Here is a 14,123-nt window from a genome sequence, read left to right on the forward strand (position 1 = left end):
TCTACCTCATCATCCGGACGGTCAGGTCGATGAAGGGGCGGAGTTTTTCCAGGTCATCCGGCGAGACGGCAACATAACCCCGGTAGCCGGTATCGCGGAAAAAGGCCTGGCCGGCTGGTGTCAGCGGGAACTCCGCCAGTGCCTTGCGGATGCGTTCGATATCGCGGCTGCCCAGGCGGGCGTGGGCCAGCGTCATTACGTGGGGGACGTTGATGTCGCTGCCCAGCAGGCGGGTGCGGGCCCGGATGTCCTCGGGAATCTGACGCAGCGGTGTGTGCGTGGTGATCGCGGCGTCGGCCTCGCCGGCAGTGACGGCCGCGACTGCGGCTCCATGGGAGTTGTATTCGACGACGCGAAAATCGCGGGCGAGCAGGAAACCGTGATCCTGCAGCCATTTGACGCCACCGATCGAGGCAATCGACAGTCGGCTCGACAGTGCCAGGGTCTTGCCACGCAGATCGGCGGCCGTGTGGATGGCCGAATCGGTGCGGACGACGAAAATCGGCTGCAGTTCGATGGCGTAACGGTAAAGCAGCAGCATGTCCTTGTCTGCAGCCATGGCACCGAAGTGTGGCCCGGTGATGGCCAGGTCGAAATCGCCGGCGAGCAACTGGTTGATGTGGGTGAAGTAATCGGGTGAGGTATGGACAATGATTTTCCTGCCCAGCGCCCGTTCAAGGTGCGCGGTCAAAGGCTGGTGGGTCTTGATCAGTGCCAGCGGACTGTTGAACGGCATGATGCCGAGTTTCAACGGGAGCGGCTCGGCGGCGATGGTGTGTGTGGCTGCCAGCAGGCAGAGCAGTGCTGCTCGACGCAGGATGCCCGTAAGGCGAAACAGTGCTGGCATGGCAGTATCCATGGAGTAATTAAGGGGATTGTGGCGCAGAGCGGGGATTCGGGCAATGTCTCGCCATACTGTTTCCTGAAAATTGTATTTTCAGTGCTGCCGTGCCTCCCACTGGCGCCGGTAATGGGCCGGGGCCATTCCAGTCCATTCGACGAAGGCCCGGTAGAAGGCCGATGTGTCGGCGTAACCGAGATCGGCAGCGACCCGGGCGATCGGATCGCGGGTCTTGGCCAGGCGGGCGAGCGCCATGTCGCGGCGCAGCGCATCCTTGATGCTGCGAAAGCTTGAGCCTTCCTCTTCCAGCCGGCGGTGGACGGTGCGCGGTGACAGGTACAACTGCCCGGCAATGTCGTCCAGGCTGAGGGTTTCCGGGAGGGCTGCGCGCAGCAGGTCGCGGACACGGGTGACCATTTCCCGGTCGCGCCGGTACAGCGTCGTGATCTTGCCCGGGGCGCCGTCGAGAAAGCTGTTCAGCGCTGCTTCGTCGCGGCGGATTGGCAGTTCGAGCAGATTGGCGTTGAAGGCGGCGACCAGCGTTCCGGTGCCGCCGGGCACGGTCGGCGCGAAGCGGGAATCCTCGGTGAAGATCAGTGCGTAATCGGCAAAATGCGCCGGTTTGCGGTAAGGGAAGATGACGCTGTCGAGTGCCAGGCCGCGTCCGGCAAGCCAGCACGAAAGCCCGTGCAGCAGGCGCAGCAGCCACTCGAAGGCGAAGATGCGACCGGGATCGTCGGGGTTGTCGGACAGCTTGCGCGTTTCGCTGATGACCAGTTCGGCGTGGCCGTGCGAACGGCGCACGCTGACGGCGAGATCGGGCAGTACGACATGCAGGAAGCGGCAGGCGCGCTGCAGCGCTTCGGCCAGCGTCGGTGCCGACAGGCAGCCACGACAGAGGAATTCGAAACTGCCGACCCGCATCGGCTGGGCGAAGAGGCCAAAACCTTCATCATCGAGTTCGCGGTTGAGCAGGTTGTACAGCTTGGCATAGCTGGCAACGGGAATCCTTCTGGCGGTGTCTGCAATATCGATGCCGCTGCTGGCAAGTAGCGCCTGCGGATCAATCTTGCGCCGCTGCAGGCCGGCCAGCATGCCGGTGACAAATCCCATTGCGACAGTAGCTTGCGTTCGGTTTCCGGCGGTTTGCATGTTGCGCTGCAGCATTATTGCTGCTTCTGGAAGGTTGACCGCAACAGCTTATCACCTTGGCGGAATTTGCACGATCGACGTCAATCCCCACAATGGTGCGAGGGGGAAAGCGGCCTAAGATGAAGCCCTTTCCATCCGCATTGCCGAGGTTGCCGTCATGACCGATCTTTCCGTTGCCAAGAAGCTGCTTCCCTACAAGCCGAAGAACAAAGTGCGTTTTGTCACCGCCGCCTCGCTGTTTGACGGCCACGACGCATCGATCAACATCATGCGGCGGATTCTGCAGTCGACCGGTTCCGAGGTCATCCACCTCGGCCATAACCGCTCGGTGCAGGAAATCGTCAATGCGGCGCTGCAGGAAGACGCGCAGGGCATCTGCATCACCAGCTACCAGGGCGGCCACGTCGAATTCTTCAAGTACATGATCGACTTGCTCAAGGCCAACGGCGGCGAGCATATCAAGGTCTTCGGCGGCGGCGGTGGCGTCATCGTGCCGTCCGAGATCAAGGAACTGCACGCTTACGGCGTGACCCGCATCTACGCGCCGGAAGACGGCGTGCAGATGGGCCTGCAGGGGATGATCAACGAAGTCGTCGAACACTCCGACTACGATGTCGCCGACCAGGGCGTGCCCAGTGCCGAGCAGGTGCTGGCCGGCCTGCGTGCCGGTGATCGCCGGCTGCTGGCGCGGGTCATCACGCTGCTCGAAAACGGTTCGGCGCCGCAATTGAAGGAGCCGCTGCTCAAGGCTGCCGCCGAAATGACGATTCCCGTGCTCGGCATCACCGGCACCGGTGGCGCCGGCAAGTCGTCGCTGACCGACGAAATCGTCCGCCGCTTCCGTCTTGACCAGGGCGATACGGTGAACATCGGCATCGTCTCCATCGATCCGTCGCGCAAGCGCACCGGTGGCGCATTGCTCGGCGACCGCATCCGGATGAACGCGATCGAGCATCCGAACATCTTCATGCGCTCGCTGGCCACCCGCGATACCGGCAGCGAAATCTCCGCCGCGCTGCCCGAGGTCATCGCCGCCTGCAAGCTGGCCGGTTTCGATCTGGTCATCGTCGAAACTTCCGGCATCGGTCAGGGCAACGCCGCCATCGTGCCCTACGTCGATCTGTCGCTGTACGTGATGACGCCGGAGTTCGGCGCTGCCAGCCAGCTCGAGAAGATCGACATGCTCGACTTCGCCGATTTCGTCGCCATCAACAAGTTCGACCGTAAAGGTGCCGAGGATGCGCTGCGCGACGTGCGCAAGCAGTACCAGCGCAACCGCGAAGCCTTCATGACGCCGACCGAAGACATGCCGGTGTTCGGCACCCAGGCCGCCCGCTTCAACGACGATGGCGTCACCGCGCTGTATCAGGCGCTGGTGCCGGCGCTGAGCGAACGCGGCCTGAAACTGGCTGCCGGCAAGCTGCCGCTGGTCACCGTCAAGCAGTCGTCCAGCCAGCGCGCCATCGTGCCGGCCCAGCGCGTGCGCTACCTGGCCGAAATTGCCGACGCCGTCCGCGGTTACCACGCGCATACCGGCGAACAGGTGAAGATTGCCCGCGAACGTCAGTCGCTGCGCATCGCCAAGGGCATTTTTGCCGCCTGCGACAAGTCGACCGCAGATTTTGACGAAATGGCCGCGTTCAAGGACAGCCAGCAGGACCCGAAGGCGAAGAAGCTGCTCGACATGTGGCCGCAGACTGTCGAAGCCTACAGCGGCGACGAATACGTCGTGAAGATCCGCGACAAGGAAATCCGTACCCAGCTGACCAGCCAGTCGCTGTCCGGCACGAAAATCCGCAAGGTGATCCTGCCGACCTTCACCGATGACGGCGAGATTCTGCGCTTCCTGATGAAGGAAAACGTCCCCGGCTCCTTCCCCTACACTGCCGGCGTCTTCGCCTTCAAGCGCGAGGGCGAGGATCCGACCCGGATGTTCGCCGGCGAAGGCGATGCCTTCCGCACCAACCGCCGCTTCAAGCGCGTTTCCGAAGGCATGCCGGCACACCGCCTGTCGACGGCTTTCGACTCGGTGACGCTGTACGGCTGCGACCCCGACGAGCGCCCGGACATCTACGGCAAGATCGGCAATTCCGGCGTCTCGATTGCCACGCTCGACGACATGAAGGTGCTCTACGACGGCTTCGACCTGGTCTGCCCGACCACCTCGGTGTCTATGACGATCAACGGCCCGGCGCCGATCATCCTGGCCTGTTTCTTCAATACCGCGATCGACCAGCAACTGGCCAAGTTCGAAAAGGACAACGGTCGCCAGCCCACCGAAGACGAAGCCGAGAAGATTCGCGAATGGGTGCTGAAGTCCGTGCGCGGCACTGTTCAGGCCGACATCCTCAAGGAAGACCAGGGCCAGAACACCTGCATCTTCAGCACCGAATTCGCGCTGAAGATGATGGGCGACATCCAGGAGTTCTTCGTCCATAACCAGGTGCAGAACTTCTACTCGGTCTCGATCTCTGGCTACCACATCGCCGAAGCCGGCGCCAACCCGATCAGCCAGCTCGCCTTCACGCTGTCCAACGGCTTCACCTACGTGGAAAGCTACCTGGCGCGCGGCATGCACATCGACGATTTCGCGCCGAATCTGTCGTTCTTCTTCTCCAACGGCATGGACCCGGAATACTCGGTCATCGGCCGCGTCGCCCGCCGTATCTGGGCGGTGGCGATGAAGAACAAGTACGGCGCCAACGAACGCAGCCAGAAGTTGAAGTACCACATCCAGACTTCCGGTCGTTCGCTGCACGCGCAGGAAATGGACTTCAACGACATCCGCACGACGTTGCAGGCGCTGATCGCCATCTACGACAACTGCAACAGCCTGCACACCAACGCCTACGACGAAGCGATCACCACGCCGACCGAGGAGTCCGTGCGCCGCGCGATGGCCATCCAGCTCATCATCAACCGCGAATGGGGCGTTGCCAAGAACGAAAACCCCAGCCAGGGCGCCTTCGTCATCGACGAACTGACCGACCTCGTCGAAGAGGCAGTGCTCAAGGAATTCGAAGCCATCGCCTCGCGCGGCGGCGTGCTCGGGGCCATGGAAACCGGCTACCAGCGCGGCAAGATCCAGGAAGAGTCGATGTATTACGAGCACAAGAAGCACGACGGCTCGTACCCGATCATCGGCGTAAATACCTTCCTGAATCCGAAGGGCATGGCGCAGCAGGAAATCGAACTGGCGCGTTCGACCGAAGAAGAAAAGCAGGGACAGATCCAGCGCCTGCGCGACTTCCAGGCCCGTAACGCCGACCAGGCACCGGCCATGCTGGAGAAGCTGAAGCAGACGGTGATCGAGGATGGCAACGTCTTCGCCGTGCTGGTCGATGCGGTGAAATATTGCTCGCTCGGTCAGATCAGCAGCGCGCTCTACGAAGTTGGCGGTCAGTACCGCAGAAGCATGTAAGCAAGCCCCCGAAAGGGGAACAGCAAACCATCCCGGACCCGTCAGGGCGGAGGAGCGACAACACGGCGAGGCTATGTACCTCGCCGTTTTCATGTCATGAGGGCTGGAAGTCTGTCGTTCGGTTTGCCATGCGCTTGTCTTGCGACAACGCAATCTTGATAGTGCTTTAGGCTACCATCGTAATTTTCAGAATCTGGCGAAGCCAGATGCAACAGGGGGAATCATGTTGGCGAATCTGTCACTCAAAGGGCGTCTGTGGCTGCTTGGCATTGCCGCAGCTCTCGGTATGGGCATACTGGCAATCTCTTCGATCATGTTCACTGTCAGCAGTGAAGGCATTTTCGTCAGCTTCGTTGATCAACGGATCGCTACCCGCCATACGGCGACGCTCGCCTACGCCAATGGTCTGCAGAAAGGTCAGGCGATCCGCAATATTTTGCTCGATCCGGGCAGGAAGACCGCCTACGACAACTTCGACAAGGCGCATGAAGTGTTCACCCGGGAAATCGACAAATTGCTTCCCCTGCTTGCCGCAAACAGCGAAACACAGAACATCGCGACGCGTCTGAAAGCCAATGTCGAACAGTGGCAGCCCTTGCAGAGCAAGGTCATCGAACTGGTCAAGGCCGGCAACAGGGATGAGTCTCAGGCGCTGCTGGTGGAGCAGGAAACACCAGCCTGGCGAAAGGTCCGCGACGATCTGCTGGAAATCGGCAAACTGGCTGAAAGCGAAGCTGAAAAGGATCGGGTGGCGCTGGTCTCCGGTCTCGAGCGTTCCGGCAAGCTGGCGATCATCCTTGGTATTGTCAGCTTGTTCGCGGTGGCCGCGATCATCGTTCTGGTCGGGCGTGGCATCTACCGTCAGGTTGGTGGCGAGCCAGTGGCTACGGCTGCAGCACTCAACCGGATTGCCCAGGGTGACCTGACTGAAAGGCTGCAGGTTCTGCCTGGAGACAGTACCAGTATCGTTGCTGCGATGCAGGCCATGCAAAGCCAGATCCGCCAGTTGATCGCCGATACCGTCAAAAGCGCTGATTCGGTCGTACAGGAGAGCGAATCGATGCTGGCGGATGCCTCGCGCCTGGCGAAAACGGCCGAGGAACAAAGTACGGCAACCTCCGCCATCGCCGCTGCAGTGGAGGAATTCACCGTCAGCATCGGAGTCATGTCGGAAAATGCCAATGACGCCGGACGATTGTCTGAACAGTCGGAACATCAGGCGCACAACAGCCTCGATGTGGTCTCCAACGCCACCGAGATCATCCATCAGGTCGCTGCCGGCATGTCTGACGCAGCAGCGACGATGGATGAACTGTCGGCCCGGGTTGCCGACATCACCGGCATCGTCAAGACCATTCGCGATATTGCAGACCAGACCAACCTGCTCGCCCTGAATGCGGCGATCGAAGCGGCAAGAGCCGGTGAGCAGGGGCGCGGATTTGCCGTGGTTGCCGATGAGGTGCGCAAGCTGGCAGAACTGACCACGAAGTCGACCCAGGAGATTTCGGTGATCGTCAGTGGTGTCCGGCAAACGACCGATGCCGCCTTCGCCACCATGTCATCAGCCAAGGAGCGCGCGCTGGCTGGTGCCAGCCGGACGGAGGAGGTGCGTAGCGCGGTCGACAGCATGGACCAGTCATCGGTCCGTGTCGGCAAGACCATCGAATCGATTGCCGAATCGCTGCGTGAACAGACGGCCGCCAGTACTGACATTGCCCAGCGTGTCGAGATGATTGCGCAGGGTATCGACCAGACGCACGCAGCATCGTCCGAATCGAGCCGACGCTCTGGCGTCCTAGTCAGTCTTTCGCATACCCTCAAGGAAAGCGTGCGCCGCTTCCGGGTATGAGCCGGGGGCCGCAGCACGGATGATTCCCCGTTCCGGGCGTCGACGCGACAGCACGGCGAGGCGATCTGCCTCGCCGTTGCTTTATCTGCTGCAACTATGACTTTCGTGATAGATTTTAAGCCTATGTGCTATTGAGGTTGTCCGGCCGTGCCCTTTGTTGCCAACGAAAAAACCATACCCAGGGTCCATCTGGCCGGTACCTTGCTCATCGTCGTTTTGCTGGCGCTGGGGCTGGGCGGTTTTCTGTCCTGGAAACATCTCAGCGAAGGCCAGGCATCGCTGCAGCGGATCGAGCAGCTGGCCAGCCAGCAGGTTCGCAACCGTCTGCAGGCGGAAATGGACAGTGCCGTCAGTTTCATCGATTTCACCCGCCAGCGAACCGAGGAGGTCCTGCGCCGCAGTCTGGTGGCCCAGGTCGATACCGCCTTCCAGATCGTCGAGGCAGTGCATGCCCGCGAATCGGGACGGCGGCCACCGGCCGAGGTCAAGCGGCTGATCGTCGAGTCCCTGCGCTCGGCGCGCTTCTATGACGGTCGCGGTTATTACTTCATCGATGACATGCAGGGGCAGTTCGTCCTGTTGCCAACCGCGCCACAACTGGAAGGAACGACCAATCTGGACAACCGGGACGATACCGGTCATTACATCATGCGCGGCCTGATCGAGGCTGCCGGCAAACCCCGCGGCGAGGGGTTTTCCCGCTATCGCTGGTACATGCCGGACAGGCCGCAGGAAATGGCCGACAAGCTGGCCTATGTCCGGTATTTTGCGCCCTACGACTGGCTGATCGGGACCGGTGACTATCTCTATCAATGGGATGCCTTGCAGCAGCAGGCGGCGCTGGCCCGCCTGCGCGCCCTGCGTTTCGGCAGCAGCGGCTACATCGGGGTCATCGATCGCAACGGGGTCGGGCTGTTGTCGCCTGCCATCCCTGAAATCGAGGGGCGGTCGGTGACCGAGTTGACGCCGGAGCAACGCGTTTCAGTCGATCGGATCGTTGCTGCGGCAACGCCGGAGGGGGCGTTCGTCCGTTACGACTGGCGCAATCCGGCGACCGGTGCCTTCGAGTCGAAAACAGCCCAGGTCCGGATCGTTGAGCCCTGGGGCTGGATCGTCATCGCGACGATGTACGACGACGAGGTACATTCGGCGATGGCCGAGGAGTTGCGCCGCAATACCGATGCCGGATTGTCGAACTGGAACGAATTGCTGATTGTCCTGCTGGGCATGTTGGTTGTCGGGGTCATCGCTTCGCTGCTGTTTTCCCGGTGGACGCGACGTTTCTTCCTGGAATACGTGGCTGCCCGCCGACAGGCGGAGGCTGCGCTCGAGGAGCACCGGCAGCAACTGGAAACCCAGGTCAGCCTGCGTACTGCCGAACTGGCCGAGGCCCGGGATGCGGCAGAGGCTGCCAGCCGGGCAAAAAGTGCCTTCCTGGCCAACATGAGTCATGAAATCCGGACGCCGATGAATGCCATCATCGGCCTGACCCACCTGTTGCGGCGCGATGAGGTGGACGATGGCCGACGCATCCGTCTGGGCAAGATCGGCGATGCTGCCCAGCATCTGCTGGGGATCATCAACAGCATTCTCGACCTGTCGAAGATTGAGGCCGGTCAGTTCGGGCTGGAGGCGGTGGAGTTTTCCCCGCAGGCGCTGTTTGACAAGTCGCTCGACATGCTCGACGAACGCGCCGCAGCCAAGGGCTTGCGTCTGAGCTTGCGCATCGATCCGGCAGTGCCTGTCCGTCTGCTCGGCGACGCCTTGCGTATCGAGCAGGCGCTGGTCAATTTTGTCGGCAATGCCATCAAGTTCTCGGATCGCGGTGAAATCCGCATTGCCCTCGAACGGTTGCCGGATGTCGGTGAACGCGTCTGCCTGCGCATGGTGGTCGAGGACGAGGGGATCGGTCTGAGCGAGGCCGAGCAGGCCCGGCTGTTCACCGCCTTCGTCCAGGCTGACGGGTCGACGACGCGCAAATATGGCGGCAGCGGGCTCGGGCTGGCGATCAACCGGCATCTGGCGGAAATGATGGACGGCGAAGTCGGCGTCGATAGCCGGCCGGGTGAGGGCAGTCGTTTCTGGATGCGCTTCTGTGTCGATCCGGTTGATCCCGCGCCGCAGGTGTGGCACGACAACGGTGGGGTGCCGGCGCTGGAGGTGCAGATTGCCGGCCTGCATGCCGGCAAGCGGGTGTTGCTGGTCGAGGACGAGCCGATCAGCCGGGAAGTGGCGGTCGATTTGCTGGAGCTTGCCGGACTGCTTGTCGATACCGCCGAGGACGGCAGCGAGGCGGTGCGCAAGGTGGCGACGGGCGATTATGCGCTGGTGCTGATGGACATGCAGATGCCGGTGATGGGCGGGCTGGAGGCGACGCGTGCCATCCGTCTTCTGCCGGGCAAGGCGCAGTTGCCGATTCTGGCGATGACGGCCAATGCCTTCGACGAGGATCGCCAGGCCTGTCTTGCTGCCGGAATGAACGATCATGTCGGCAAACCGGTCGATCCGGACATCCTGTACGCGGCGCTGTGGCGCTGGTTGTCGGCCGAGCGCTGAATTTTCCCTGATTCCTGCGGTCGACCGCAGGAATCCAGCACTTTCTCCGCTGCCCCTTTTGCCGGACAATCGGTGCTTGTCGCATAACAGCCAAGGAAATCGCCATGCATGAGTACGACGAACTCGCCGCCAGCCTGCAACGCAATTGTGTGACCCGTCGCCAGGTGCTCTGGCTGTTCGGTGCAGCGGCCCTGTCCGGCTGTGCCCAGTCGCCGGTCGGCGGCAAGTCGATCCTGGTCGGCATGAGCGAAGCGCAGGAAAAGGCCGTCGACCAGCAGGTGGCGCCACAGCAGTTTTCCCAGGATCTCGGCCCGGTCCAGGATGCCCAGGTCAACAATTACCTGAGTTCGGTCGGCCAGCGCCTCGACAAGCTGACGCATCGGCCGCAGATGCCGTATTCCTACCGCGTGCTCAACGCCAATTACGTCAATGCCTACACCTTTCCCGGCGGCGCCATGGGCGTCACCCGCGGCATCCTGGTCGACCTGAACAACGAAGCCGAACTGGCGGCGCTGCTTGGTCACGAGATGGGCCATGTCAATGCCCGCCACGCGGCGCAGCGCCAGGGCCAGGCGATGGTCGCGCAGGTGGCGGTGATGGGGGCCAACATTGCCGCTTCCGGCAGCGAGTGGGGCGGCCTGGTCGCCATCGGCAGCCAGCTCGGCGCCAGCGCGATGCTCTCCAGCTATTCCCGCGACAACGAGCGTGAAGCCGATGAGCTGGGCCAGGAATACATGGTCCGGGCCGGTTATCCGGCCAGCGGCATGACCGGCCTGCACCAGCTGCTGGTCAATCAGCAAAAGGAAGAGCCGGGGCTGCTGCAGACCATGTTCTCGACGCATCCGATGAATCGCGAGCGGCGCGATACCGCGCAACGCCTCGCCGAAACGAAATACGCATCGACCCTGAAACGCGATGTTGGGCGCGAGCGTTTCATGGATAGCACCGCCAGCATGCGCCGCATCAAGCCGACCATTACTGCCTGCCAGAACGGCGAGGTGGCGATGGCCGGCAAGCAGTACGGCAAGGCCGAGGGTGAATACCGCGCGGCGCTGCAGAAGACGCCGCGTGATTACGCAGCCAATGTGCTGATGGCGCAGTGCCTGCAGGCGCAGGACAAGGATCGCGAGGCGCTGGGCTACGCCGAAGCGGCGAAGAAGATCTATCCGCAGGAAGCGCAGGCGCACAAGCTGTCCGGCGTGCTGGCGCTGGGGCTGAAAGACCCGGCTGCCGCCTATGCCGGCCTCGATCGCTACGACCGGATGCTGCCCGGTGACGCTGGCGTCGGTTTCCTCAAGGGCGTCGCGCTCGAGGGTATGGGGCGCCGCCAGGATGCGGCCAGCCAGTACGCGGGTTTCCTGCGCAACAATCGCCAGGGCAAGGCGGCCGAGTATGCCTACAGCCGCCTGAAGGGCTGGGGTTACGTGAAGTGAAGCGGATTATTGCGGTCGACGCCGGTCGACCGCAATAAATCAGTCGCCGAAGCTGCGCAGTCCGTCGAGATCGATGACGTTGATGCCGCCGTATTCGCTGCGCACCAGGCCAGCCTCCTCCAGCACCTTCAATCCCTGGTTGGCGCGCTGGCGCGAGACGCCAGCGAGGTAGCCGAGTTCTTCCTGGGAAATCTGCAGCAGGCGGTTGGTGCCCGGGTACAGCACCGGGTTGAACAGCGCCGCGAGAACGCGGGCAATGCGCGTGTCGATGTCGAGCATGCGCTCGTTTTCCATCATGCCGATGAACTGGCCGAGGCGTTCGTTCAACTGCGCGATCATGTAGCGGTTGAAGGGAATGCTGTGATCGAGCAGCCACAGGAAGGTGGCGCGGTTCATGAAAGCGACGCGCGTTTCACGGATCGCCATGACGTCGTAACGGCGCGGCTCTTCCTTGAGCAGCGAGCCTTCGCCGAACCAGCCGCCAGTACTGATGCCGGTCAACGACGTGGTCTTGCCGCTGGTCCAGTGGCTGGCCATTTTGCCCAGGCCGTCCACGATGCCCATCCAGTGCGATACCGGTTCGCCCTTCATGCAGATGAAGGCGCCCGCGGCGTAGCTGCGCTCCATCGTGCCGGCCAGCGCCCGCTGCATCTCCTCTTCGCTCAGCGCCTGTCCCCACTGCGAGGTTCGCAGCAGCTCCTCAGCGTTTTTCATTTTTTTCCTGGATTGTCTGCTCAATGACAATTATACGACGCCCTTGTCCCTACACTGGACTGCAAATGTGGGCGTAGGGCTTGGTGCACCGCAAGGTTTACGGGCCTGGCAGTAACACCCACAATGCTTCAAACGAACGTTAGACCGCGTTACCCAGAAGCGCGGCAAGAGGAGACAAATATATGCCCACGCAGGCGAACTACGCCGCGCTGGATGGTTTGCACACCTTCCCGCGGCTGATCTTGCATCATGCAATAACCCGTCCCGATGCCCCGGCGATCCGCGAGAAGTCGCTGGGTATCTGGCAGACCTGGACCTGGTCGGATGTCGCCGACCGTGTCCGTGCGCTGGCTTGCGGCCTGTCGGCGCTGGGTTTCAAGCGCGGCGACAACCTGGCGATCATCGGTGACAACCGGCCACACCTGTACATGATGATGGCGGCTGCCCAGAGTGTCGGTGGCGTGCCGGTGCCGCTCTACCAGGATGCGGTGGCCGGTGAAATGCTGTTCGTGCTGCAGGATGCCGAAGTGCGTTTCGCGCTGGTCGAGGATCAGGAGCAGGTCGACAAGCTGCTGGAAATCAAGGATCAGTTGCCGGCCCTCGAACACATCGTCTATGACGATCCTCGCGGCATGCGCCATTACACCCAGACCTTCCTGCATGACGTGCATGAACTGATGGAGATGGGCCGCATTCACGACCGCAACCATCCGGACTTCCTCAATGGCGAGATCGAACAGGGGCATTTCGACGATGTCTCGGTGATGCTCTACACCTCAGGCACCACCGGCAAGCCCAAGGGCGTCTGCCAGACGCACGCCTCCTTCATCGCCGCCGCCCGCGGCGGCATCGAGGTCGACCGGCTGACGGCCGACGAGGACATCCTTTCCTACCTGCCGATGGCTTGGGTCGGCGACCATCTGTTCTCCTTCGCCCAGGCCACGGTCGCCGGCTTCACCATCAACTGCCCGGAATCCGGCGAGACGGTGATGACCGACCTGCGCGAGATCGGGCCGACCTATTACTTCGCCCCGCCGCGGGTGTTCGAAGGCTTGCTGACCTCGGTGATGATCCGCATGGAAGATGCAGGCAAGATCAAGCAGAAGCTGTTTCACCACTTCATGGCGGTGGCCAAGCGCTGCGGTGCCGACATTCTCGACGGCAAGCCGGTTTCCGGTGCCGATCGGCTGCAGTACTGGCTCGGCAACCTGCTGATCTACGGCCCGCTGCGCAACGTGCTCGGCATGAACCGCATCCGCGTCGCCTATACCGCCGGCGCAGCGATCGGGCCGGAGCTGTTCAGCTTCTACCGTTCGATCGGCATCAATCTCAAGCAGCTTTACGGTCAGACCGAAACCTGTGCCTACGTCTGCCTGCAGCCCGATGGCCACGTCAAGTCCGATACCGTTGGCGCACCGGCGCCGGGCGTCGAGATCAAGATTGCCGATAACGGCGAGGTGCTGGTCAAGGGGCCGATGCTGCTCAAGGGCTACTACAAGCGCCCGGATGCCACGGCCGAGTCGATCAATGCCGACGGTTATTTCCTGACCGGCGACGCCGGCTTCCTCGACGCCGACGGCCAGCTGAAGATCATTGACCGCGCCAAGGATGTCGGCAAGCTGTCGAACGGCGGCATGTTCGCGCCGAACTACATCGAAAACAAGCTGAAGTTCTTCCAGTTCATCAAGGAAGCCGTCTGCTTCGGCAGCAATCGCGACATGGTCTGTGCCTTCATCAACATCGATGTCGGCGCCGTCGGCAACTGGGCCGAGCGGCGCGGCATCGCCTACGCCGGCTATACCGACCTGGCGACCAAGCCGCAGGTGCTCGAACTGATCCGCGAATGTCTGGAAGAGGTCAACGAGGCGCTGGCTGGCGACGTCATGGTCGCCGACTCGCAGGTACATCGTTTCCTGGTGCTGCACAAGGAGCTCGATCCCGATGACGACGAACTGACGCGTACGCGCAAGGTGCGGCGCAATTTCGTTTCGGATAAATACAAGGTGCTGATCGATGCGCTGTACGAGGGCAAAGCCTCGCAGTTCATCGAAACCGAGGTCAAGTTCGAGGATGGACGCCGCGGCAAGGTATCAGCCGACTTGAAGATCGTCGACGCCAGGACCTTCCCGGTCGCTGGCAAGACGGCGTAAGGAGAAC

Annotated in this window: 8 protein-coding genes; 5 read left to right on the top strand and 3 right to left on the bottom strand. The window is 62.1% G+C overall.

Annotation, left to right across the window (positions count from 1 at the left end; translation table 11 throughout):
* Position 1: 1 nt before the first annotated feature.
* Positions 2-847 carry a phosphate/phosphite/phosphonate ABC transporter substrate-binding protein gene (locus BJN45_RS01885; protein ID WP_170873008.1) on the bottom strand — a complete coding sequence of 282 codons (846 nt, stop codon included), beginning with the start codon at positions 845-847 and terminating at the stop codon, positions 2-4.
* A gap of 90 nt (positions 848-937) precedes the next feature.
* On the bottom strand, positions 938-1,954 hold the full coding sequence (locus BJN45_RS01890; protein WP_240494474.1) for an AraC family transcriptional regulator: 1,017 nt from the start codon (positions 1,952-1,954) through the stop codon (positions 938-940).
* Positions 1,955-2,150: 196 nt separating this feature from the next.
* Here BJN45_RS01890 and icmF point away from each other — a divergent pair, with 196 nt between their 5' ends.
* From icmF to BJN45_RS01910, 4 genes are all read left to right on the top strand, one after another.
* The gene (icmF, locus tag BJN45_RS01895; protein ID WP_076091502.1) at positions 2,151-5,414 is read left to right on the top strand and encodes a fused isobutyryl-CoA mutase/GTPase IcmF; all 3,264 of its coding nucleotides are present in this window, start codon (positions 2,151-2,153) and stop codon (positions 5,412-5,414) included.
* A 223-nt stretch (positions 5,415-5,637) separates the two neighbouring features.
* Positions 5,638-7,263: a methyl-accepting chemotaxis protein gene (locus BJN45_RS01900; protein WP_076091504.1), complete on the top strand. Its 1,626-nt coding sequence runs from the start codon at positions 5,638-5,640 to the stop codon at positions 7,261-7,263.
* A gap of 147 nt (positions 7,264-7,410) precedes the next feature.
* Positions 7,411-9,819 (top strand): cache domain-containing protein, encoded by a 2,409-nt coding sequence (locus tag BJN45_RS01905; protein WP_076091506.1) that lies wholly within the window; start codon positions 7,411-7,413, stop codon positions 9,817-9,819.
* Positions 9,820-9,923: 104 nt separating this feature from the next.
* Complete coding sequence (locus tag BJN45_RS01910; protein ID WP_076091508.1) at positions 9,924-11,252, top strand: M48 family metalloprotease; 1,329 nt, start codon at positions 9,924-9,926, stop codon at positions 11,250-11,252.
* Between the two features lie 39 nt (positions 11,253-11,291).
* Here the strand turns inward: BJN45_RS01910 and BJN45_RS01915 are convergent, their stop codons facing one another.
* Positions 11,292-11,966 (bottom strand): Crp/Fnr family transcriptional regulator, encoded by a 675-nt coding sequence (locus BJN45_RS01915; protein WP_076091510.1) that lies wholly within the window; start codon positions 11,964-11,966, stop codon positions 11,292-11,294.
* A gap of 182 nt (positions 11,967-12,148) precedes the next feature.
* Here BJN45_RS01915 and BJN45_RS01920 point away from each other — a divergent pair, with 182 nt between their 5' ends.
* Positions 12,149-14,116: an AMP-dependent synthetase/ligase gene (locus BJN45_RS01920; protein WP_076091512.1), complete on the top strand. Its 1,968-nt coding sequence runs from the start codon at positions 12,149-12,151 to the stop codon at positions 14,114-14,116.
* The last annotated feature ends 7 nt before the right edge of the window (positions 14,117-14,123 follow it).

The sequence above is a fragment of the Azonexus hydrophilus genome (assembly GCF_001956855.1).
Taxonomy (GTDB): domain Bacteria; phylum Pseudomonadota; class Gammaproteobacteria; order Burkholderiales; family Rhodocyclaceae; genus Azonexus; species Azonexus hydrophilus_A.